The sequence below is a fragment of the Pseudomonas grandcourensis genome (assembly GCF_039909015.1).
Taxonomy (GTDB): Bacteria; Pseudomonadota; Gammaproteobacteria; order Pseudomonadales; family Pseudomonadaceae; genus Aquipseudomonas; species Aquipseudomonas grandcourensis.
The window spans coordinates 2,975,497-2,996,395 of record NZ_CP150919.1 but is presented as its reverse complement, the minus strand read 5'-3'; the positions used below and the strand labels follow the sequence as shown (position 1 = coordinate 2,996,395).

19 protein-coding genes are annotated in these 20,899 nt (G+C 60.0%); 11 read left to right on the top strand and 8 right to left on the bottom strand.

The genetic code is table 11. The features are described 5' to 3' along the window. The first annotated feature begins 48 nt into the window (after positions 1 to 48). On the top strand, positions 49 to 729 hold the full coding sequence (locus AABM52_RS13525; protein ID WP_347912245.1) for a TetR/AcrR family transcriptional regulator: 681 nt from the start codon (positions 49 to 51) through the stop codon (positions 727 to 729). Between the two features lie 2 nt (positions 730 to 731). Here AABM52_RS13525 and AABM52_RS13520 read toward each other — a convergent pair whose 3' ends face one another. Then, a complete protein-coding gene (locus AABM52_RS13520) occupies positions 732 to 1,292 on the bottom strand; it encodes an NAD(P)H-dependent oxidoreductase (protein ID WP_347912243.1) in 561 nt (186 codons plus the stop codon). Positions 1,293 to 1,467: 175 nt separating this feature from the next. Between AABM52_RS13520 and AABM52_RS13515 the strand changes: the two genes are divergently transcribed. Next, positions 1,468 to 1,695 (top strand): hypothetical protein, encoded by a 228-nt coding sequence (locus AABM52_RS13515; RefSeq protein ID WP_347912242.1) that lies wholly within the window; start codon positions 1,468 to 1,470, stop codon positions 1,693 to 1,695. A gap of 88 nt (positions 1,696 to 1,783) precedes the next feature. Then, on the top strand, positions 1,784 to 2,677 hold the full coding sequence (locus tag AABM52_RS13510; protein ID WP_347912241.1) for a LysR substrate-binding domain-containing protein: 894 nt from the start codon (positions 1,784 to 1,786) through the stop codon (positions 2,675 to 2,677). Here the strand turns inward: AABM52_RS13510 and AABM52_RS13505 are convergent. From AABM52_RS13505 to AABM52_RS13485, 5 genes are all read right to left on the bottom strand, one after another. After that, positions 2,643 to 3,257: a GNAT family N-acetyltransferase gene (locus AABM52_RS13505; RefSeq protein WP_347912240.1), complete on the bottom strand. Its 615-nt coding sequence runs from the start codon at positions 3,255 to 3,257 to the stop codon at positions 2,643 to 2,645. The genes AABM52_RS13510 and AABM52_RS13505 overlap by 35 nt on opposite strands. Positions 3,258 to 3,271: 14 nt before the next feature. Further along, entirely contained in the window at positions 3,272 to 5,527 is a 2,256-nt protein-coding gene (locus tag AABM52_RS13500; RefSeq protein ID WP_347912239.1) for an arginine/lysine/ornithine decarboxylase, read from the bottom strand. 163 nt (positions 5,528 to 5,690) lie between these two features. Then, on the bottom strand, positions 5,691 to 6,449 hold the full coding sequence (gene dnaQ, locus AABM52_RS13495; protein ID WP_347912238.1) for a DNA polymerase III subunit epsilon: 759 nt from the start codon (positions 6,447 to 6,449) through the stop codon (positions 5,691 to 5,693). Between the two features lie 72 nt (positions 6,450 to 6,521). Then, positions 6,522 to 6,974: a ribonuclease HI gene (gene rnhA, locus AABM52_RS13490; protein ID WP_007979123.1), complete on the bottom strand. Its 453-nt coding sequence runs from the start codon at positions 6,972 to 6,974 to the stop codon at positions 6,522 to 6,524. 92 nt (positions 6,975 to 7,066) lie between these two features. Further along, positions 7,067 to 7,825 carry a class I SAM-dependent methyltransferase gene (locus tag AABM52_RS13485; protein WP_007988453.1) on the bottom strand — a complete coding sequence of 253 codons (759 nt, stop codon included), beginning with the start codon at positions 7,823 to 7,825 and terminating at the stop codon, positions 7,067 to 7,069. 65 nt (positions 7,826 to 7,890) lie between these two features. Between AABM52_RS13485 and gloB the strand changes: the two genes are divergently transcribed. The 8 genes from gloB to fabI all read left to right on the top strand — a co-directional run bounded on the left by gloB (position 7,891) and on the right by fabI (position 18,555). Continuing rightward, positions 7,891 to 8,658 carry a hydroxyacylglutathione hydrolase gene (gene gloB / locus AABM52_RS13480; RefSeq protein WP_347912237.1) on the top strand — a complete coding sequence of 256 codons (768 nt, stop codon included), beginning with the start codon at positions 7,891 to 7,893 and terminating at the stop codon, positions 8,656 to 8,658. Between the two features lie 99 nt (positions 8,659 to 8,757). Next, the gene (locus tag AABM52_RS13475; protein ID WP_347912236.1) at positions 8,758 to 10,188 is read left to right on the top strand and encodes a LysM peptidoglycan-binding domain-containing protein; all 1,431 of its coding nucleotides are present in this window, start codon (positions 8,758 to 8,760) and stop codon (positions 10,186 to 10,188) included. Between the two features lie 174 nt (positions 10,189 to 10,362). Next, a complete protein-coding gene (locus tag AABM52_RS13470) occupies positions 10,363 to 12,192 on the top strand; it encodes an extracellular solute-binding protein (protein ID WP_347912234.1) in 1,830 nt (609 codons plus the stop codon). Then, entirely contained in the window at positions 12,189 to 14,030 is a 1,842-nt protein-coding gene (locus tag AABM52_RS13465; RefSeq protein ID WP_347912233.1) for an extracellular solute-binding protein, read from the top strand. The genes AABM52_RS13470 and AABM52_RS13465 overlap by 4 nt, the downstream gene beginning before the upstream one ends. A 4-nt stretch (positions 14,031 to 14,034) precedes the next feature. Beyond that, positions 14,035 to 15,108 carry a microcin C ABC transporter permease YejB gene (locus AABM52_RS13460; protein WP_347912232.1) on the top strand — a complete coding sequence of 358 codons (1,074 nt, stop codon included), beginning with the start codon at positions 14,035 to 14,037 and terminating at the stop codon, positions 15,106 to 15,108. Position 15,109: 1 nt separating this feature from the next. Continuing rightward, positions 15,110 to 16,129, top strand: a complete 1,020-nt coding sequence (locus AABM52_RS13455) for an ABC transporter permease (RefSeq protein ID WP_347912231.1) — start codon at positions 15,110 to 15,112, stop codon at positions 16,127 to 16,129. 1 nt (position 16,130) lies between these two features. Then, positions 16,131 to 17,741, top strand: coding sequence for an ABC transporter ATP-binding protein (locus tag AABM52_RS13450; protein ID WP_347912230.1), 1,611 nt, complete (start codon positions 16,131 to 16,133; stop codon positions 17,739 to 17,741). A 19-nt stretch (positions 17,742 to 17,760) separates the two neighbouring features. Next, the gene (gene fabI / locus AABM52_RS13445) at positions 17,761 to 18,555 is read left to right on the top strand and encodes an enoyl-ACP reductase FabI (protein WP_046037212.1); all 795 of its coding nucleotides are present in this window, start codon (positions 17,761 to 17,763) and stop codon (positions 18,553 to 18,555) included. A 67-nt stretch (positions 18,556 to 18,622) separates the two neighbouring features. On the opposite strand, the gene AABM52_RS13440 is transcribed toward fabI, so the two are convergent. Together AABM52_RS13440 and AABM52_RS13435 are read right to left on the bottom strand one after the other, a co-directional pair. Beyond that, the gene (locus tag AABM52_RS13440) at positions 18,623 to 19,720 is read right to left on the bottom strand and encodes an RHS repeat-associated core domain-containing protein (protein ID WP_347912228.1); all 1,098 of its coding nucleotides are present in this window, start codon (positions 19,718 to 19,720) and stop codon (positions 18,623 to 18,625) included. Positions 19,721 to 19,940: 220 nt separating this feature from the next. Next, complete coding sequence (locus AABM52_RS13435; protein ID WP_347912226.1) at positions 19,941 to 20,807, bottom strand: LysR family transcriptional regulator; 867 nt, start codon at positions 20,805 to 20,807, stop codon at positions 19,941 to 19,943. Positions 20,808 to 20,899 lie beyond the last annotated feature (92 nt).

The following is a 20,899-nucleotide window of genomic DNA, read 5'->3' as shown; positions in this document are numbered from 1 at the left end:
ACTCCTGCTGCGACACAGTGGCGGGTCACTCAAGAGTAATGACAGCCGATGAAGCGTGGGTTCGGAAACACCAAGGGCGGCTTGCCCACCCTCAATTCCCGCGCCAAGCCGCTGAAGCGGCCGAGTCAGGCCCGGGCGGTTTTCACCGTCGAGGCGATTTACGAGGCTTTTGTTCGGATTTGGCAGCGAGATGGCTGGTCAGGCCTGACCACCCGCGAAGTGGCCTTGGAAGCCGGCGTGGCGATTGGCACGCTGTATGACTATTTCCCGAGCAAGGAGGCCCTGCTGTCGGGTTACATCCGGCATCGCCTGGATATCTTGCTGGCGCAAATGGATCAAGACGTCATCCAGCCAACCGACCTTGACTGGCAATCCCGCATCAAGCGCCTTGTGCGCCTGACCTGCGACCCTGACGACGCCCGACAACCCCTGTTCAACCATGCGGTGTCGCTCATCGAGCATCAGATCGCCGAACCCAAGCACCATCGAAGGGTGTATGAAGAACTGTCGCAAAAGTGGCGCGAAGCCTTTGCAGCCTGCAATGATTTGCCGATGCTGCCATCGGCCCCGACCGTTCACGCCTGGATCATCATGGCCTGGGGCGGTCGCCGCTATTGCGTCACGGCACAACCGGCGGCAGAGCAGACTGCCGCCTGGCTGTCGGAAATGGAAACGATGATTTGCAGCCGATTGGCCAGCACTTCGCAGGACAAAGCGTTGGTCAATTAACCTCAAACTTTCTTGTGCTGCTCGACCCATTGCCCATAGGCATTGATGAAGCTCTGCAAGAACGGCTTGACCGACTCGGACAGCTTGCCCGCCTCGTCGAATGCCGAACCGGCGTTCCCCAGATAGGCCTCCGGCTGCTGCATCATCGGCACATTCAGAAACACCATCGATTGACGCAGGTTGTGATTGGCACCAAACCCGCCGACGGCCCCCGGCGAAACACTGATAACGGCGCCGGGCTTGCCACTCCACGAACTCTTGCCATAAGGGCGAGAACCGACGTCAATCGCATTTTTCAACGGCGCCGGCACCGAACGGTTGTATTCCGGGGTCACGAACAACACCGCGTCGGATGAGCTCACCTGTTGTCGGAAAGTGCTGTAGGCTGCCGGCGGTGAAGCGCCATCGATGTCTTCGTTATAGAGCGGCAGATCGCCGATTTCGACGATATTGAGCTTGAGATTGGCCGGCGCCAGCTCCGCCAGGGCCCGTGCGACCTTGCGGTTGATCGATTCCTTTCTCAAGCTGCCGACCACGACGGCGATCGTATAGACGTTGCTCATAAGAGTTTCTCGACTGTCCGATAGGAAGAGCTTGTAGTTATAGATGACGATTCAAGCAGCGGGCGACCGAAAACACCGTCCCTGACTATTTTTTTCCTGTAGGAAAACTTACCTCCCTCAAGCACGGTCTACAGTGCCGTAAATTGAGTGATTTATCTCCAGAGGTTCTAAGCAGATGGCAGCAGTACTCGTCGGTCAGTTCCATGCAAGAGACGCGGAAGGCCGTATTTATTCGGTGCACGAGTTCCAGGACTCCACCCCGGCGGTAGGCGGTTCAGGCCCTGTCACCACCTACAAGCTGGCCATTGGCGACCGTGTCAACAAGGTCGACGACAATGAATTCATGCTGGTGCAAACCGGCGTGACCATTACCCGCGAACCGCAAACCGCCAGCGTTTCATAACCCGTCGTTATGAGCAGAAGTCATATGCGCGGACTTGGGGTAGGATTCAGCCACTGACTCCTCCACCTGCTGAACATGGACTTCACGCATGCGCTTACGCCATATCGAAGTGATCCAGGCGCTCTTGCAGACCGGTCACCTGGGCACCGCCGCCGAATGGCTGCAGTTGCCGGTGGCCGAAGTCGAGCGCTTGCTGCGCGACGCCGAGGATCAGTTGGGTTTCATGCTGTTCGCCAGCGTTCGCGGGCGATTGCAGGCCACCCGTGAAGCCCGGGAACTGCAGGTGGAAATTGCCAGGGTCTACGACGCGCTCGAACCGGTGCAGCGCCTGGCCAACAGCCTCAGGCAATACCTGGCGCCGCCGCTGCGCATCATCTGCACCCCGCCTCTGGCCAATCAATTGTTGCCATACAGCATCGCGGCCCTGCGCCGACGCCTGCCCGAGGCGCCTTGCACACTGCTGAGCCAGCCGACCCGCGACATCGTCAGAAGCCTGCTGCTGCGTGAAAGCGATCTGGGCCTGAGCCTGCATGCCCCCGATCACGCCGACCTCGAATGCCAGGTGATTGCCCAGGGCAAACTCCAGTTGCTCGCCCCCCATGGCTGGCTGCAACCGAAACAGAAATACATTTCACTGCAGGATCTGGCCGGCCAATCGATGATCGGCCTGGAGGGGCACGACCCGCTCAGCCCGGCACTGGAAAACAAACTGCACGGTTTGCGCCCTGCCCCGGTGATTCAGACCCGGGTCCAGACGCATCAGATGATGCGCAGCATGGTCGAGGCCGGTGAAGGCCTGGCCATCGTCGACCCCTTCACCGCCCTCGGCGCCAAAGCCTCGGGACTGGACGCCTGCCCGCTGGCACCGGCGGTCCCGATCAGTCTCTATGCCCTGACCCTGAAAAACGCCGAACCCTCTGCGGCGGTTCAGGCGCTGCTGGCCATTGTCACGGAACAAGCCGCGGCGATGCTGGCGAACTGAGCGAGTTTTCCAGCGGGTTTTCGAACAATCGATACCAGAACAGCGCCACTTCGGCGGTGTTCGGGTCGATGCCGCGATAGCGCAGGTGGTCGATCCCGCCAATCACGTAACCGCAACGCTCATAGAGCCGGCAGGCCCCAAGGTTGTTGTTCTGGGTTTCGAGCATGATGCCCGGGAGTTTTTTCTTGCGGCTCCAGAATTGCGCCACATCCAGCAGGGCCTTGGCCACGCCATGCCGTCGGGCCGGCGCATGCACCGCCAGTTCGTCGATATGGGCAAAACCGTTCCAGTTGGTGCTGACCACCAGGTGCCCCACGGGCTGGTCATCCAGATACGCCATGAAAATCGCGCTGTCGGCGGCATCGCGATAGCTGCTGAATTCCTCGGGGTCGATGCCGTAGCACTTGCGATAAGGCGTGATCGGGGTGACCGGCCACTGTGCCACCGGCGCTCCTATCTGTGCCGCACCGTAGGCCGCGACTTCAAAACTGAAATCACTGCCCCAGATATAGGCGGCAAAACCCTCGTCGGCAACCCGTACCGACAACCCTGGATAATTCGGATTTATAACCGGCTGCATACTGGGAAAGGTCCTCATTCCTTGATGCAATCGACGGTGTAGCACCGTCCACTGCCCTGATCTTCGTGTTGCAATCCGTGCACATCAGCAACGAACCCCGGAAAACTGCTATCGAACGTGCGGGCAAACGCCAGGTAATCGATGATCGAGCGGGTCGACTCGGTAAAACGCTCACCCGGCATGATCAACGGAATGCCGGGTGGGTACGGCACCAACATCACCGCGGCGATCCGCCCGTCCAGCGCATCGATCGACACCGCTTCGACTTCACCCCGCACCAACTGATCATAGGCGTCCGCCGGCTTCATCGCGACTTCCGGCAGTACTGTGTACATGCGCTTGAGGTGCCTGGCGGTGGCATTGCTGCGATAACAGGCATGCAACTGATCGCACAGATCCCGCAGACCCATGCCTTGATAGCGCGCGACATTCTCTTGCGCCACGCAGGGCAGGCAGCTGGCCAGACTGACGTTGGCGTCGTAGCTGCGCTTGAACTCCAGCAGCTCGGTGAGCAGCGTGCTCCACTTGCCCTTGGTGATGCCCATGGAGAACAACACCAGGAACGAATACAGCCCGGTCTTCTCGACCACCAGGCCACGCTCCCAGAGGAACTTGCTGACCACCGCCGCCGGAATCCCGCGCTCGCTGAGGGCGCCACCGGCGGTCAATCCCGGCATCACCAGCGTGACCTTGATCGGGTCGAGCAGTACATAGTCGTCGGTCAAGCCGCCAAAGCCGTGCCAGTCGGCATCGGGCTGCAGCAACCAGTCCTCGGTGACGACCCGCTCGATGCCTTGCGCCGAAGGCGGTTGCCAGATCGAGAACCACCAGTCATCGGCGGCAATGTGCTGGCGCAAATTGGCCAGCGCCCGACGAAAACTCAGGGCTTCGTCGAACATTTCCTGCAACAGCGAACGCCCGGCCGGCCCTTCCATCATCGCCGACGCCACATCCAGCGAGGCGATGATGCCGTACTGCGGCGAGGTCGAGATGTGCATCATGAACGCTTCGTTAAAGCGATCCCGGTCCAGTTGCCGCGCACCGCCATCGCGCACGTGAATCATCGAAGCCTGGCTGAAGGCCGCCAGCAACTTGTGGGTCGAATGGGTGGTGAACACCAACGGACTGTGTTCATCACGGGAGGTGCCCATGCCGTAACGCCCGGCAAAGAACTCATGAAACGCCGCATAGGCGTACCAGGCCTCGTCGAAGTGCAACACTTCGACGCTATTGCCCAGTTGCTGCCTGATCAGCTCGGCATTGTAGCAGAGGCCGTCATAGGTCGAATTGGTCACCACCGCGAGCTTGACCTTCGGTGAACGCCCCTTGGTCAGCGGACTGGCGTCGATCTTGGCCTGGATCGATTCGCGGCTGAACTCGCTCAGGGGAATCGGGCCGATGATCCCCAGTTCATTACGTTCCGGACACAGATACAGCGGGATCGCGCCGGTCATGATGATCGAGTGCAGTACCGACTTGTGACAATTGCGATCCACCAGTACCAGATCATCGCGGGCCACCACCGAGTGCCAGACAATCTTGTTGGCCGTGGAGGTGCCATTGATCACGAAAAAGGTGTGATCGGCGCCGAAATTACGTGCCGCGCGGGCCTCGGCTTCAGCCAGGGGGCCGGTGTGATCGAGCAAGGAGCCAAGCTCGGGTACCGACACCGAAAGATCCGAGCGCAGGGTGTTTTCCCCGAAAAACTGGTGAAACGCCTGCCCGACCGGACTTTTGTGATACGCCACGCCACCGCCGTGACCGGGGGTGTGCCAGGAATAGTTGGAATCCGCCGTGTGTTGCACCAACGCCTTGAAAAACGGCGGCAACAGGCCATCGAGGTACTTGCGCGCGGCGCGTGCCACCTGCCGGGCGAGAAAGGGCACCGTGTCTTCAAACAGGTAAAGAATGCCGCGCAACTGATTGAGCTCGGCCATGGCGTCGGCGGGCGCGTTTTCCAGGGTCACCTTTTCACCCAGGGCGAAGATCGGCAGATCCGGCGCCCGCACCCGCGCCAGACCGATCAGTTCGGCCATGTTTTGCAACAAATGGGAATGGGTGCTGGCGTCTTCAGAGGCAATCAACATGCAGGACAGGCCATGGTAGGTCGACGCCACCAGCCGTCCTTCGGTGTAGTCCACCGCCGAAACGACACTGAACCCCTCCTGCTCCAGCTCCCGGGCTATCCCCCGCACGCGGTCGCCGGCGACGCTGTCGGCCTTGATGTCGCGATGGACAATCAGGACCGGGAATTTCAAGTCTTTGTACATGAGGCTCAGTGTCCTGAGGCGGCAGACCAGAGCCTGCCAATCACCTCAGGGTAGAGTGTTGCAGAGGATGTGGCGAGCGGGATGCCCTGAAATGGGTCATCAGATGCATGCCAGCGGTGCAGTTATTCGAAGATCAAAAGATCGCAGCCTCGTTTCGAAACATCTACGCCTGCGCTTCAGCCTCAGCCAACTGCACCCACAACGCCGGGGCACCCGCGGATTTGCCGATGATTTCCAGGCACGCCGCGTGGCGGGCCAGGTCGTCTTCGCTGGCGCGGATGATGCGCGTCGGCTGGCGGTCCGCCGGTAAACGGCGAATCTCGGTGGCCGAGTTGTCCGCCCCTTCACCCGAGCCATTGCCATCGGAGGCGTTGCCGGCCAGTGACAGACTGGTCTGCCCCCCGGTCATGGTCAGGTAAACGTCGGCGAGAATCTCGGAGTCGAGCAAGGCGCCGTGCAGTTCACGGCCGGAGTTGTCGACGCCATAGCGTTTGCACAGGGCGTCGAGGCTGTTGCGCTGCCCCGGGTGACGTTCCCGGGCCATCATCAGGGTGTCGAGGATCGAGCAGTGCTGCGTGATGTCTGCGCGGTCCTGCTGGCCCATCAGGGCGAATTCGTTGTTGATGAAGCCAACGTCGAACGCCGCGTTATGGATGATCAGCTGCGCGCCCTTGATGAACTCGAAGAACTCTTCGGCCACCTCGGCAAAACGCGGCTTGCCCACGAGGAATTCATTGGTGATGCCGTGGACGCCAATGGCGCCCTCGTCACTTTCGCGATCGGGTTGCAGGTACACATGAAAGTGCCGGCCCGTCAGGCGTCGGCCGATCAACTCGACACAACCGATTTCGATAATCCGGTGGCCGTCGGTCACCGGCATGCCGGTGGTTTCGGTGTCGAGTACAACGGATCTGGTGGCCATCAGTGCTCAGCTCTCAATCGGTCAATCGTGCAAAAGGGCGAATCTTAACATGCTCACCGTACGGGAGGTTGATCAGCCCTGCTTGTACCCACGCACTTCATCGACACCACGGTTGGCCAACTGGTCGGCCCGTTCGTTGCCGTGATGGCCAATGTGTCCGCGCACCCATTTCCAGGTGACCTTGTGGCGGTTGACCTGCTCGTCGAGCAACTTCCACAGGTCAGCGTTTTTCACCGGTTCCTTCGCCGCGGTTTTCCAGCCGCGCTTCTTCCAGTTGTCCATCCACTCGTTGATGCCTTTCATCACGTACTGGGAGTCGGTCACCAGCAACACCTCGCAGGGACGCTTGAGCTCTTCCAGGCCACGGATCGCGCCCATCAGTTCCATGCGGTTGTTGGTGGTATTGGCTTCGCCGCCCCACAGCTCCTTTTCGACGCCCTTGCACACCAGCAGTGCGCCCCAGCCGCCAGGGCCCGGGTTGCCTTTGCAGGCGCCGTCGGTGAACAGTTCTACGCTATCGCTCATACCAATCTATCCAGAAAATGCGCTGGCCCGCCGATCGCTGACCGACGACGCCCGAAGCCGGGACAGGCCCGGCCGCAAATGAAAAGTGTGTATTACGGTTCGATGTTGCGCCGGTTGACCTTGGCCATCGGCAACGGGATCAGCTTGCCCATCGGTTCGCGTCGTTCCTGACGGACCGGTCGCAGGCCCACCACGATCTTGCGCGCCACCAATAAATAGAAGCCACCACCCGACAATTGCCAGTCACCGGCCTTGCGCTCCCAACCGGCCAGGCGGGTCTGCCATGCCGGTGACGCAAGCGGCGGACGATAGCACCCGAAGCGGCGTTTCTCCAGCGCGAAGCCCAGCAGGTTCAGCCAGTCCGCGACCCGCGACGGCGAAATGCAGCGCGCCTTGCGCAGCGCATCCTGGGCAAACACATGGCGCAGGCCCCAACTGCTCCAGGGATTGATGCCGATGATCAGCAAATGCCCGCCAGGGCGTACGCTGCTTGCCGCCTCGCGCAGCAGACCGTGGGGTGACAGGCAGAAATCCAGGCCATGCTGCAGCACCACCACATCGGCGGCATGCTCGCTCAGCGGCCAGGCCTGTTCCTCACAAACGATTTCGACCCCGGGCAACGGCGCGCCAAGGCGCACATTGCGCTGTACCTGCGGGGCCGACGGCGGGGTCTGGGCCGAGGGACCGTAATGCACCAGATAGCCACCAAAGAACCGCCCGAGCTCGTCTTCGAGCATGCGCCGCTCTTCGTCCAGCAGAAATTGCCCGAGGGGACCGGCCAGCCACTCGCGGGCGGCGCTGATCAACGCCAGCCAGTCAGGATCGGCTTGTGCGAACGCTTTATCAGTCATTGCATTCTCCAACGCGCCAGGAAGTTCTAAGATGCGCCAATGTTTTCCGCTTGGCGAATCCGACGATGATACAGATCACTGCCCTGCCCGCCTTCACCGACAACTACATCTGGTTGTTACAAGACCACGGCAGCAAGCGCTGCGCGGTCGTCGACCCGGGTGATGCCGGCCCCGTCCAAGCCTGGCTCGCGGCCAATCCGGGCTGGGTACTGAGTGATATTTTGATCACTCATCACCATCATGACCACGTCGGCGGCGTCGAACAGCTGAAAAAAGCGACGGACGCGAAAGTCTATGGCCCGGCCAGCGAAACGATCCCGGCGCGGGACGTTGCGCTCAAGGACAACGACAAGGTCAGCGTGCTCGGCTGGGACTTCGACGTCCTCGCGGTCCCTGGCCACACCCTGGGGCATATCGCCTATTACCACCACGGGTTGCTGTTCTGCGGCGACACACTGTTTGCCGCCGGCTGCGGACGCCTGTTCGAAGGCACGCCACAGCAAATGTACAGCTCGCTGACACGCCTGGCCGGGTTGCCGGATGACACGCTGGTCTACTGCACCCACGAGTACACCCTCAGCAACCTGAAGTTTGCCGCGGCCGTCGAACCGAACAATCCGCACACCGCCGAACGCCTGGCCAAAGTCACCCACCAACGGGAATCCGGCATCATGACGCTGCCCTCGACACTGGCGCTGGAAAAGCTCACAAATCCGTTTTTGCGCTCCGGTGAAACATCCGTTAAAGAAAAAGCGGACGAACGGACCGGCACCGATAACTCGGTGCCCGATATGGTTTTTGCTGCGCTTCGAGCGTGGAAAGACAGGTTCTAAAGGGACTTCTCAAGATTGCAACAATTCTGAAAGGTTGACCGCGCAGGGTGCGCTTTCTAGAATCGCCCGACATTTTTGCCCGGAACTTACTTCCAGCCAATGTCGTCACCTATTCGCAAAGCCATCAGTTCAGACGCATTGACCCGCTTGGCTCAAGCCATAGCGGTGGCTGTGTCCGCCACCCTGGCGGGCTGTTCCAGCCATGCGCCGCAGACCGATGCGGCGCACACGCAGAACATCGCCGCGCGCGCCAAGCAGAAGCCGATCTGGCTCAGCGAAAAACCCAGCCCGCAAATTCCCCAGGACGTCTGGGAGCGCATGCGCCAAGGCTTCCAGCTGCAGGACGGGCTGGGCGTCAACCCACGCATCGAGCAACAGCGCCTGTGGTTCGCCAGCAATCCATCTTTCCTCGAAAACGCCGGCGAACGTGGCAGCCTCTACATTCACTACATCGTCGAGCGCCTTGAAGAACGCAACATGCCACTGGAACTGGCCCTGCTGCCAGTGATTGAAAGTGCCTACAACCCGATGGCCTATTCCCGGTCCGACGCGGTGGGTCTTTGGCAATTCATCCCGTCCACCGGGCGTTACTTCAACCTGCGACAAACCCGTTTCTATGATGGCCGTCGCGATATCACCGCGTCGACCACCGCCGCGCTGGATTACCTGACTCGCCTGCACGACATGTTCAACGGCGACTGGATGCTGGCCCTGGCGGCCTACAACGCCGGTGAAGGCACCGTCAGCCGGGCCATCGAGCGCAACGAACGCCTCGGCCTGCCGACCGACTACTGGAACCTGCCGCTGCCCTCCGAAACCCAGGCCTACGTGCCGAAGTTGCTGGCACTGTCCCAGGTGGTGATGGCGCCTGAAGCCTACGGCGTGAACCTCAACCCGATCGCCAACGAACCTTACTTCAAGGTCGTCGAAATCAACCAGCGCATGGACCTGTCCAAGGTTGCCGAAGTCGCCAACATCGACGAAGACGAACTGTTCCAGCTCAACCCGGCCTTCAAGCAACGCACCACCATCGACGGCCCGCAGCACCTGCTGGTCCCGACCTCCAAGGCGCAACTGCTGACCAGCAGCCTGCAGACCATGCGTCCTGAAGAACTGATCAGCAAGAAATCGCTCAAGCCGGTCTTCGAAGGTGCCGACGACACCCAGGTCGCCAGCCTCAAGCGTTCCTACCGGGTCAAACGGGGTGACAGCCTCGGCTCCATCGCCAAGGCCAACAACGTCGACGTGAAGGACCTGCAACGCTGGAACAAGCTGACCGGCAAGAACCTCAAGCCCGGCCAGACCCTGGTCATGCAGGACACCGGCAAACGCAACTCCGGGCGCGTCAACACCGTGATTGCAGCCAATGCCAAGAAGCAGCAGACCACGTACAAGGTCCAGCAAGGCGACTCGCTGTACATCGTGGCCAAGCGCTTCAACGTAGAGATGCAACACCTCAAGCGCTGGAACCCGCGTGTCGGCCAGGCGCTCAAGCCTGGCCAGATGTTGACGGTGGCCAATCCGCATTAAAAAACAGCCCCTGAATCCAGGGGCTTTTTTGTGTCTGCGCAGTTTTTATGGGCAGCACAAAACCTGATTGTGGCCCGGCCGATATTGCGCATTTACCCCCCGTCTTTTTCCTGCCCATACAAGCTGTTACTGTACGGTCCACAAAGCCCAAGCCGCCCGGACCGGATCCCCTATTTGAAGCGTCCCCTCCTCTTCCTGATCAGCCTGGCCTTGAGCTGCACCGCAAGCGCGACGATCAGCGAAAGCCATGGTTATGCGCAGTTCGGCACGCTCAAGTACCCGGCCCGATTTACCCACTTCGACTGGGTCAACCCGCAAGCGCCCAAGGGCGGTACGTTGCGGGTCATGGCGTTTGGCACCTTCGACACGCTCAACCCCTACACCTTCAAGGGCACCAGCCCGGTCACCACGCCGAGTTTCCTGCAGTACGGCATCAACGAGCTCAACGAGCCGCTGATGGTCGGCACGGGGCAGTACGCGCCTTCGGGCGACGAGCCCGCGTCCAGCTATGGCCTGATCGCCCAATCGGTGGAGTACAACGAGAACCGCAGCTGGGTGGTGTTCAACCTGCGTCCTGAAGCACGCTTCCATGACGGCACGCCCATCACCGCCTACGACGTCGCGTTCTCCTATCGCGTGCTGCTCAAGGAAGGCCATCCGCTGTACCGCACCAGCCTTCAGGAAGTGTCGCGGGTCGACATCCTCAGCCCGCAGCGCATCCGTTTCGTGTTCAAGCGTGCCGGCAATCCGCTGCTGATCCTGCGCCTGGGTGAAATGCCGGTGCTGGCGCAGCACTACTGGAAAGGCCGCGACTTCAAGGCCACCACTTTCGAGCCGCCGCTGGGCAGCGGGCCGTATCGCATCACTTCGGTCACGCCAGGTCGGCAGATCGTCTTCGAACGGGCCAAGGATTACTGGGGCAAGGACCTGCCGGTCAATCGCGGCAAGTACAACTTCGACCGCATGGAAGTCGAGTTCTACCGCGACAGCGACGTGGCGTTCGAGGCATTCAAGGCCGGTGAATTCGATATCTATATCGAGCATCAGGCAAAGAACTGGGACACCGGCTACAACTTCCCCGCCATACGCCGCGGCGAGGTGATCAAGGCGCAGATACCCCATCAGATCCCGACCCAGACTCAGGGCCTGTTCATGAACAGCCGCCGTCCGGCTTTCTCGGATGCCAAGGTCCGTGAAGCCCTGGGGCTGATGTTCAATTTTGAATGGACCAACCGCACGCTGTTCGGCGGCGCCTACCAACGCGCCATGAGCTATTACCCCAACAGCGAATTCTCGGCCAGCGGGTTGCCGGTCGGGCATGAATGGCTGTTGCTCAAGCCCTATCGCGAGCAACTGCCGGCCAGGCTGTTTACCGAACCGTTCAGCCTGCCGCAGACCGACGGCAGCGGCATTCCCCGGGAGACACTGCGCAAAGCCCTCGGCTTGCTCGCCGAAGCTGGCTGGAAACTCAATGGCCAGCGCCTGCAAAACGCCGCCGGACAGCCGTTGCGCCTGGAACTGCTGCTGGTCAACCCGAACCTCGAACGCATCCTCCAGCCTTACGTCGAGACGCTGGCCAGCATCGGCATCGATGCGCGACTACGCACGGTCGATCGCGCGCAATACAAGCAGCGCCTCGACCAGTTCGATTTCGACATGATTCTGATGACCCTCAACCAGACGCTCAGCCCGGGCCTGGAACAATGGCAGTACTTTCACTCCAGTCAGGCCGGGGTCAAGGGCAGCAAGAATTACGCTGGCATTGCCAACCCGGTGGTCGACCGTTTGCTCGACCAGTTGCTGGCCGCCCAGACCCGCGATGAGCAGGTCGCCGCCGGCAAGGCCCTCGACCGCGTGCTGCTGTGGCAGCACTACATCGTTCCCAACTGGTACCTCAATAATCACCGTCTGGCGTACCGCAACCGGCTCGCCTTCGTCACCACGCCGCCCTACACTCTGGGCCTGAACGCGTGGTGGCTGAAATCTTCGGAGAAAGATCAATGAAACCCATCCGTGCCCTGCTCTTGCAGGCCTGCGGTCTGCTGTTCGCCGGGCTGGTCAGCGCCGCCCCGCAACATGCCGTGACCCTGTATAACGAACCGCCGAAATACCCGGCCGATTTCAAACACTTCGACTACGTCAATCCCGACGCGCCCAAGGGCGGGATTTTCCGTCAGGCCGGTTTCGGCGGCTTCGACAGCCTCAACCCCTTCATCAGCAAAGGCGTGCCGGCGGACGATATCGGCATGATCTACGACACCCTGGCCAAGCAAGGCCTGGACGAACCGTTCACCGAGTACGGCTTGATCGCCCGACTGATCGAGAAATCCCCGGACAACGCCTGGGTGCGCTTCTACCTGCGCCCCGAAGCACGCTTCCATGACGGCCATCCGATTCGCGCCGAGGACGTGGTATTCAGCTTCCAGATGCTGACCAAGGACGGCGCACCGATGTACCGCGGCTACTACAACGACGTGGCCGAAGCGATCGCCGAAGACCCGCTGACCGTGCTGTTCAAGTTCAAGCACACCAACAACCGCGAACTGCCGCTGATCCTCGGCCAGTTGCCGGTGCTACCCAAGCACTGGTGGGCCGACCGCGACTTCAACAAGGGCAACCTGGAAATCCCGCTGGGCAGCGGCCCGTACAAGGTCAGCGAAGTGAAGGCCGGACGCTCGGTGCGTTACGAGCGGGTCAAGGATTACTGGGGCAAGGACCTGCCGGTCAATCGCGGCTTCTACAACTTCGACGTGATGACCACCGATTACTACCGCGACAACACCGTCGCCCTGGAAGCGCTCAAGGCCGGACAGTTCGACTACTGGCTGGAAATGACCGCGAAGAACTGGGCCAATGCCTACAACACTCCGGCAGTCACCGAAGGTCGACTGGTCAAGGAACAGATTCCCAACGGCAACCCCACCGGCATGCAAGGCTTCGTGTTCAATATGCGCCGCTCGGTGTTCCAGGATGTGCGTGTGCGCCAGGCCTTGTCGCTGTTGCTGGATTTCGAATGGACCAACAAGCAACTGTTCAACGGTGCCTACGCGCGTACCCGCAGTTATTTCGAGAACTCGGAAATGGCCGCCACCGGCCTGCCAGATGCCGATCAGGTGGCGATCCTCGAACCGTTCCGCGCCAAGCTGTCGCCGCAGGTGTTCAACGAAGCGTTCCAGAACCCGACTACCGACGGCAGCGGCATGATCCGCGCCCAGCAACGGCAAGCCTATCAACTGTTGCAGGAGGCCGGCTGGCGCATCGTCGATGACAAGATGGTCGACGCCACCGGCAAACCGGTGGTCATCGAGTTCCTGTTGGCCCAGACCGAATTCGAACGGGTGCTGCTGCCGTTCAAGCGCAACCTGAGCGACCTGGGCATCGACCTTGTGATTCGCCGGGTCGACGTCTCGCAGTACATCAACCGTGTGCGCTCCCGGGATTTCGACATGATCGTCGGCAGCTTCCCGCAATCCAACTCGCCGGGTAACGAACAGCGGGAATTCTGGATGTCGGACGCCGCCGACAAGCCCGGCAGCCGCAACTCCATGGGGCTGAAGGATCCGGTGGTCGATCAACTGGTCGAGCAACTGATCAACGCCGATTCGCGCAACAGCCTGGTAGCCCACGCCCGTGCACTGGACCGGGTGCTGCAATGGGGCTATTACGTAATACCCAACTGGCACATCAAGACTTGGCGCGTGGCGTACTGGAACCACATCGGCCATCCCAAGGTCTCGCCCAAGTACGACATCGGCACGGCCACCTGGTGGGTCAAGCCCGATATCAAGCCGGCGATAGAAGTCGAAACCACACTGCAGGCCGATCCTGCGGGCACGGAGTAATCAGATGCTGGCGTACATTTTTCGGCGACTGTTGCTGATCTTTCCGACCCTGTTCGGCATCCTGCTGATCAACTTCGTGATCATCCAGGCCGCCCCGGGCGGGCCAGTGGAGCAGATGATCGCCAAGCTTGAAGGTTTCGAAGGCGCCACCAGCCGCATCGCTGGCGGCGGTGCCGAAGTCTCTGTGGCCGGCTCCGCCTATCGCGGCGCCCAGGGCCTGGACCCGGCGCTGATCAAGGAAATCGAGCACATGTACGGCTTCGACAAATCGGCGCCGGAACGCTTGTGGATCATGGTCAAGAACTATGCGTCGCTGGATTTCGGCGACAGCTTCTTCCGCGACGCCAAGGTCATCGACCTGATCAAGGAAAAAATGCCGGTGTCGATTTCCCTCGGGCTGTGGAGCACGCTGATCATGTACCTGGTGTCGATCCCGCTGGGGATCGCCAAGGCCACGCGGCACGGCAGCCACTTCGACGTCTGGACCAGCTCGGCGATCATCGTCGGCTACGCGATCCCGGCGTTCCTGTTCGCCATCCTGTTGATCGTGGTGTTCGCCGGCGGCAGTTACCTGGACTGGTTCCCCTTGCGCGGGCTGACCTCGAACAACTTCGACGAACTGAGCATGGGCGGTAAGATCCTCGACTACTTCTGGCACCTGGCGCTGCCGGTGACCGCACTGGTGATCGGCAACTTCGCAACCATGACCCTGCTGACCAAAAACAGCTTCCTCGACGAAATCAACAAGCAGTACGTGATCACCGCCAGGGCCAAGGGCCTGACCAACCACCGCGTGCTGTACGGCCACGTGTTCCGCAACGCCATGCTGCTGGTGATCGCCGGTTTCCCCTCGGCCCTCATCGGCATCTTCTTCACCGGCTCGTTGCTGGTGGAGGTGATCTTCTCCCTCGACGGCCTCGGCCTGATGAGTTTCGAAGCGGCGATCAACCGTGATTACCCGGTGGTGTTCGGCACGCTGTTCATCTTCACCCTGCTCGGGCTGGTGGTGAAACTGATCGGCGACCTCACCTACACCTTTGTCGATCCGCGCATCGACTTCGAAAGCCGGGAGCATTGAGATGAACCTGTCCCCTCTCAATCGCCGACGCTTCGAACTGTTCAAGACCAACAAGCGTGGCTGGTGGTCGCTGTGGCTGTTCCTGATCATGTTCGGCGCCAGCCTGGGCGCCGAGCTGATCGCCAACGACAAGCCGCTGGTGGTGCACTACGACAACAACTGGTACTTCCCGGCGCTCAAGCGCTACCCGGAAACCACCTTCGGCGGCGAATTCCCCCTGGAGGCGAACTACAAGAGCCCGTACATCCGCGAACTGCTCAAGGCCAAGGACGCCTGGGTGCTGTGGGCGCCGATTCCCTACAGCTACCAGAGCATCAACTACGACCTGAAAGTCCCGGCCCCGGCCCCGCCCTCGGCAGACAACCTGCTGGGCACCGACGATCAGGGCCGCGACGTGTTGGCCCGGGTGATCTACGGTTTCCGCATTTCGGTGCTGTTCGCCCTGACCCTGACCGTACTCAGCTCGATCATCGGCGTGATCGCCGGCGCCTTGCAGGGTTTCTACGGGGGCTGGGTCGATCTGGCCGGGCAGCGCTTCCTGGAGATCTGGTCCGGACTGCCGGTGCTGTACCTGCTGATCATCCTTGCCAGTTTCGTGCAGCCCAACTTCTGGTGGCTGCTGGGGATCATGCTGCTGTTCTCGTGGATGAGCCTGGTGGACGTGGTGCGCGCCGAGTTCCTGCGCGGGCGCAACCTGGAATACGTGCGCGCCGCCCGCGCCCTGGGCATGCAGAACGGTGCGATCATGTTCCGCCATATCCTGCCCAACGCGATGGTCTCGACCATGACCTTCATGCCGTTCATCCTCACCGGCGCCATCGGCACATTGACCGCCCTGGACTTCCTCGGTTTCGGCCTGCCGGCGGGCAGCCCATCCCTGGGTGAACTGGTGGCCCAGGGCAAATCCAACCTGCAGGCGCCGTGGCTGGGCATCAGCGCCTTTGCCGTGCTGGCCTTGATGTTGAGTCTGCTGGTGTTCATCGGCGAGTCCGCTCGCGATGCCTTCGACCCGAGGAAGTGAAATGAATCAGGAAAATCTGATCGAAGTGCGCGACCTGTCCGTCGATTTTGTCGTCGGCAATCGCTGCCAGCTGGCGGTCGAAGGTGTCAGCTTCGACATCAAGCGCGGTGAAACCCTGGCGTTGGTCGGCGAGAGCGGTTCCGGTAAATCGGTAACAGCGCATTCGATCCTGCGCCTGCTGCCCTACCCGCTCGCGCGGCATCCGTCCGGCACCATCTTGTATTCCGGGCAGAACCTGCTGGACCTGAAAGAAAAAACCATCCGCCACATTCGCGGCAACCGGATTGCGATGATCTTTCAGGAGCCGATGACTTCGCTCAATCCGCTGCACTCGATCGAGAAGCAGATCAACGAAGTGCTGGGCATCCACAAGGGCCTGACCGGCAAGGTCGCGACCAAGCGCACCCTGGAGCTGCTGGAGATGGTCGGCATCCCCGAACCGCACAAGCGCCTCAAGGCCCTGCCCCACGAATTGTCCGGCGGCCAGCGCCAGCGGGTGATGATCGCCATGGCCCTGGCCAACGAACCGGAACTGCTGATCGCCGACGAGCCGACCACCGCGCTGGACGTGACCGTCCAGCTGAAAATCCTCGAATTGCTCAAGGAACTGCAAGCCCGATTGGGCATGGCACTGCTGCTGATCAGCCATGATTTGAACCTTGTTCGAAGAATTGCGCATCGCGTATGTGTCATGCGGCAAGGTTGCATCGTCGAACAGGCATCGTGCGAAGAATTGTTCCGCGCGCCGCAGCATCCGTACACTCGGGAACTGCTGGCAGCGGAGCCCGGCGGCAAGCCTGCAAGCAACGTGATCGGCCCGCCCTTGCTGGCGGTCGAGGACCTGAAAGTCTGGTTTCCGATCAAGAAGGGCCTGCTCAAGCGCACGGTGGATTACGTCAAGGCGGTCGACGGCATCAATTTCAGCCTGCCCCAGGGCCAGACCCTGGGGATCGTGGGAGAAAGCGGTTCCGGTAAATCGACCCTGGGCCTGGCGATTTTGCGGTTGATCGCCAGCAAAGGCGCCATTCGTTTTGAAGGCCAGCAGCTAGACTGCCTGACGCAGCAACAGGTCAGGCCGCTGCGGCGGGAGATGCAAGTGGTGTTTCAGGACCCATACGGCAGCCTGAGCCCGCGGATGTGCGTGAATGACATCGTTGGCGAAGGCCTGCGGATCCACAAGATGGGCACCGCGGCGGAACAGGAACAAGCGATCATTGCAGCACTCAAGGAGGTAGGTCTGGATCCGGAAACCCGGCACCGCTACCCCCACGAATTTTCCGGCGGGCAACGGCAGAGAATCGCCATTGCCCGGGCATTGGTGTTAAAACCGGCGTTGATTTTGCTGGACGAGCCGACTTCGGCCCTCGACCGCACGGTACAACGCCAGGTAGTGGAGCTTTTGCGTTCACTGCAAAGCAAGTACAACCTGACGTATCTGTTTATCAGCCATGACCTGGCTGTGGTGAAAGCGCTGAGCCACCAGTTGATGGTGGTCAAGCATGGCCAAGTGGTCGAACAGGGAGACGCGCAAAGCATTTTTGCCGCCCCCCAACATCCGTATACACAGCAGTTGCTGGAAGCCGCTTTTTTGGCTCCGGCCACTGCGCAATAACCTGAAAGAGGAGCAACACATGGGTTTTCTCGCCGGTAAGCGCGTACTGATCGTCGGTGTCGCCAGCAAGCTGTCCATCGCATCCGGCATCGCTGCCGCCATGCATCGCGAGGGCGCTGAGCTTGCCTTCACTTATCAGAACGACAAACTCAAGGGTCGTGTCGAAGAGTTCGCACAAGGCTGGGGTTCGAGCCCTGAACTGTGCTTCCCGTGCGACGTGGCCAGCGATGAAGAGATCGCCAAGGTCTTCGAAGCGTTGAGCAAGAAGTGGGACGGCCTGGACTGCATCGTGCACTCCGTCGGCTTCGCCCCGGGCGACCAACTGGACGGCGACTTCACCGAAGCCACCACCCGTGAAGGTTTCCGCATCTCCCACGACATCAGCGCCTACAGCTTCGTGGCCCTGGCCAAGGCCGGCCGCGAAATGATGAAAGGCCGCAACGGCAGCCTGTTGACCCTGTCGTACCTGGGCGCCGAGCGCACCATGCCGAACTACAACGTCATGGGCATGGCCAAAGCTTCCCTGGAAGCCGGCGTACGTTACCTGGCCGGCTCCCTGGGCCCGGACGGCACCCGCGTAAACTGCGTATCGGCAGGTCCCATCCGCACCCTCGCCGCTTCCGGCATCAAGAACTTCCGCAAGATGCTGGCCGCCAACGAAGCGCAAACCCCGCTGCGCCGCAACGTCACCATCGACGAAGTCGGCAACGCCGGCGCCTTCCTGTGCTCGGACCTGGCGTCCGGCATCAGCGGTGAAATCATGTACGTGGACGGTGGCTTCAACACCACGGCCATGGGCAGCATCGAAGAGTAATCTTCGGTCAGCCGATAAAAAACCCGCCTCTTTTGGCGGGTTTCTTATAATATCAATTTACTAAAAACTAACTCTCCAATTCCTCAATACCAATAATTTTTACCTTTTTACGTTCAAGCACTTGTCTGCTGACCTGTTTATCCGTCTTACGTATCACATACAATCTGTCACTTATTTCAGAAAATACATTTTGACCAGCCACAAAGTCTTCACCCCATCTGTTATACCTTGAAAACAACATCCTGTTAATATTTTCAGCTGGAACTTCAAGCGGCATGAATCCGGAGCCTCTCCCTTCTAGCTCACGTGCATAAGGCAGTACCTCTTTAAAGTTTTTTACGGATGGCAAATGATCACTTTCCAAGTAAACCCTGTGTATATCTGTCCATTCCGACAAATTGGAAAGAGTCATGTTTTCCGTAGTCTTGTCCTGCTTATGATAAGCAGCAGTCTCACTGCTTTCCACCTTGAAACCAGCCTTGCCCCGCGAAGCTCCTCCTCGCGCAGTCATTTCGCTTAGATCACTTGTTTTAGCCACCTTATAACCAATAAGATTATATTTTTTTATTACCACCCCATAAATATCTTCAGTATTCATAAACCTAAATAAAGACCTACTAAAAATATTCCCGACATGCCCTGTCGGATCCGTCCGCCCAATCGGATCCCCTTCACAATACGCATAAGCATTCAATCCCCCCTTACCAAACGGACTCCAACTGTCCGGACTGTTGAACCGCATCAACACCGGATTAAACGCCCTGTATCCATTACCCAGCAAATAATGCCCGGTCACGGGATCTGCCCGCTCACCGTTGAAACCCAACAAACTACTCAAGCCGCTTTCGGCTCGATGGTGGCCATAGGGTGAGTAAGCGATGGGTTGCGGCAGATTGTCTTTCTGGAGTGTTTGCAGGACTGAACGCTGTTGATCAGTGGCCAGTAGCGCGACGTCGATTGAGTCGCCCTGGCGCTGTTGTTGCCCCAGAACCTGATCACCCGACTGGAAAATGGTGTTGCGTAATGCCCCCTGTATCTCGGTGGCAAGACGACTTTGGCAGTAAAACCGCTGATGCACGGGGGCATTCGGTTGGGCATGACTGTTCAGGCGATCAAGAGGATCGTAGTGATATTCGCAGAGCAGTGACCGCAGTTGAGTCAACATAGGATCGATCCATTCATGGAGTATGGATAAATCACTATCCGCCCTGTTTCGACTATTGGGTACTAGCAGAACTGATAGGTTGAAACGGAAAAGGTGCGCAGGCATCAGCGGTGAAATCATGTACGTGGGCGGTGGTTTCAGCGCCGCAGCCATGGGCAGCATCGAAGAGTAATGATGGTTTTTTGCCTGCAATTTCCCGGACAAACACAGGGGGTTATGTTCAATTCGCTTTCGGCGTCAGGCATTGCGCAAACAACCGCTGAATCGGCTGATTACGCTGGCTGTAACGCTGCAACAAGACAATCTCTCGATAGAAGGTCAGCTCGCCCAAGCGGATTACCCTGACCTTCGCCCCATGCTCCAGCCACAACCCGGCCTCCGGCAGCAGCGAAATCCCCAAGCCACACTCGACCATTTTGACAATCGCCTCCAGCTCATCCAGCTCCAGCGCTACCTGCACCTCGATCTGCCGCTCGCGCAGAAACCGCGTCACCAGTCGCCCGCCGAACGAATTGCGGTCGTAGCGCACATGAGGGTGCTCGGCGAGCAGTTGTAGCGGATCTTCGCCGTTCAGGTCCGCCGGTACGATCAGCACGAAGGGCTCGCGACGAATCACCTGCGCGGACAATTCCTTGGGCAACTCAAACGGCGGCTTGATCAGGATCGCCAGGTCCACTTCTCCCGTGTCCACCTGGCTCAGCAGGTTCAGAGACACACCGGGCACCAGCTTGGGTTCCAGCAAGGGCGCCTGTTGACGCAAGCGCACCAGCGCCTGGGGCAGCAGGCCGGTCTGGGCGGTGGCCACCGCGCCGATTTTCAGTTCGCCACGGTACTCACTGACATCGTCACTGACAGCCATGCGGCTGAAGGTCTCGAGCATTTCCCTGGCCATCGGCAACGCACGCTGCCCCGCCGCATTGAGCAGCGCCTGGCGGCCGGTGCGGTCGAACAGACGGATGCCAAGGGCCTGTTCCAGATTGCGAATCTGCGCGCTGACCGCCGACTGTGTCAGGCCGATGTGCATACCGGCCGCGGCGAACGTGCCGTAACGCGCCACGGCGATAAAGGTTTTCAGTTCTCGCAGCATGGCGACCTCGATTGATCGAAATAATTTGAGCTCGATGCAAAAAATATCGTCTTTCAATCAAAAAACACAGGGCTAAACTCGACACATTCCCA

Coding starts and splice junctions, on each gene's coding strand:
- AABM52_RS13520 (WP_347912243.1), bottom strand. CDS start 1,292: ATGAGCAACGTCTATACGATCGCCGTCGTGGTCGGCAGCTTGAGAAAG.
- rnhA (WP_007979123.1), bottom strand. CDS start 6,974: ATGAGCGATAGCGTAGAACTGTTCACCGACGGCGCCTGCAAAGGCAAC.
- AABM52_RS13505 (WP_347912240.1), bottom strand. CDS start 3,257: ATGCAGCCGGTTATAAATCCGAATTATCCAGGGTTGTCGGTACGGGTT.
- fabI (WP_046037212.1), top strand. CDS start 17,761: ATGGGTTTTCTCGCCGGTAAGCGCGTACTGATCGTCGGTGTCGCCAGC.
- AABM52_RS13455 (WP_347912231.1), top strand. CDS start 15,110: ATGAACCTGTCCCCTCTCAATCGCCGACGCTTCGAACTGTTCAAGACC.
- AABM52_RS13460 (WP_347912232.1), top strand. CDS start 14,035: ATGCTGGCGTACATTTTTCGGCGACTGTTGCTGATCTTTCCGACCCTG.
- gloB (WP_347912237.1), top strand. CDS start 7,891: ATGATACAGATCACTGCCCTGCCCGCCTTCACCGACAACTACATCTGG.
- AABM52_RS13440 (WP_347912228.1), bottom strand. CDS start 19,720: ATGTTGACTCAACTGCGGTCACTGCTCTGCGAATATCACTACGATCCT.
- AABM52_RS13435 (WP_347912226.1), bottom strand. CDS start 20,807: ATGCTGCGAGAACTGAAAACCTTTATCGCCGTGGCGCGTTACGGCACG.
- AABM52_RS13515 (WP_347912242.1), top strand. CDS start 1,468: ATGGCAGCAGTACTCGTCGGTCAGTTCCATGCAAGAGACGCGGAAGGC.
- AABM52_RS13485 (WP_007988453.1), bottom strand. CDS start 7,825: ATGACTGATAAAGCGTTCGCACAAGCCGATCCTGACTGGCTGGCGTTG.
- dnaQ (WP_347912238.1), bottom strand. CDS start 6,449: ATGGCCACCAGATCCGTTGTACTCGACACCGAAACCACCGGCATGCCG.
- AABM52_RS13510 (WP_347912241.1), top strand. CDS start 1,784: ATGCGCTTACGCCATATCGAAGTGATCCAGGCGCTCTTGCAGACCGGT.
- AABM52_RS13450 (WP_347912230.1), top strand. CDS start 16,131: ATGAATCAGGAAAATCTGATCGAAGTGCGCGACCTGTCCGTCGATTTT.
- AABM52_RS13525 (WP_347912245.1), top strand. CDS start 49: ATGAAGCGTGGGTTCGGAAACACCAAGGGCGGCTTGCCCACCCTCAAT.
- AABM52_RS13465 (WP_347912233.1), top strand. CDS start 12,189: ATGAAACCCATCCGTGCCCTGCTCTTGCAGGCCTGCGGTCTGCTGTTC.
- AABM52_RS13475 (WP_347912236.1), top strand. CDS start 8,758: ATGTCGTCACCTATTCGCAAAGCCATCAGTTCAGACGCATTGACCCGC.
- AABM52_RS13500 (WP_347912239.1), bottom strand. CDS start 5,527: ATGTACAAAGACTTGAAATTCCCGGTCCTGATTGTCCATCGCGACATC.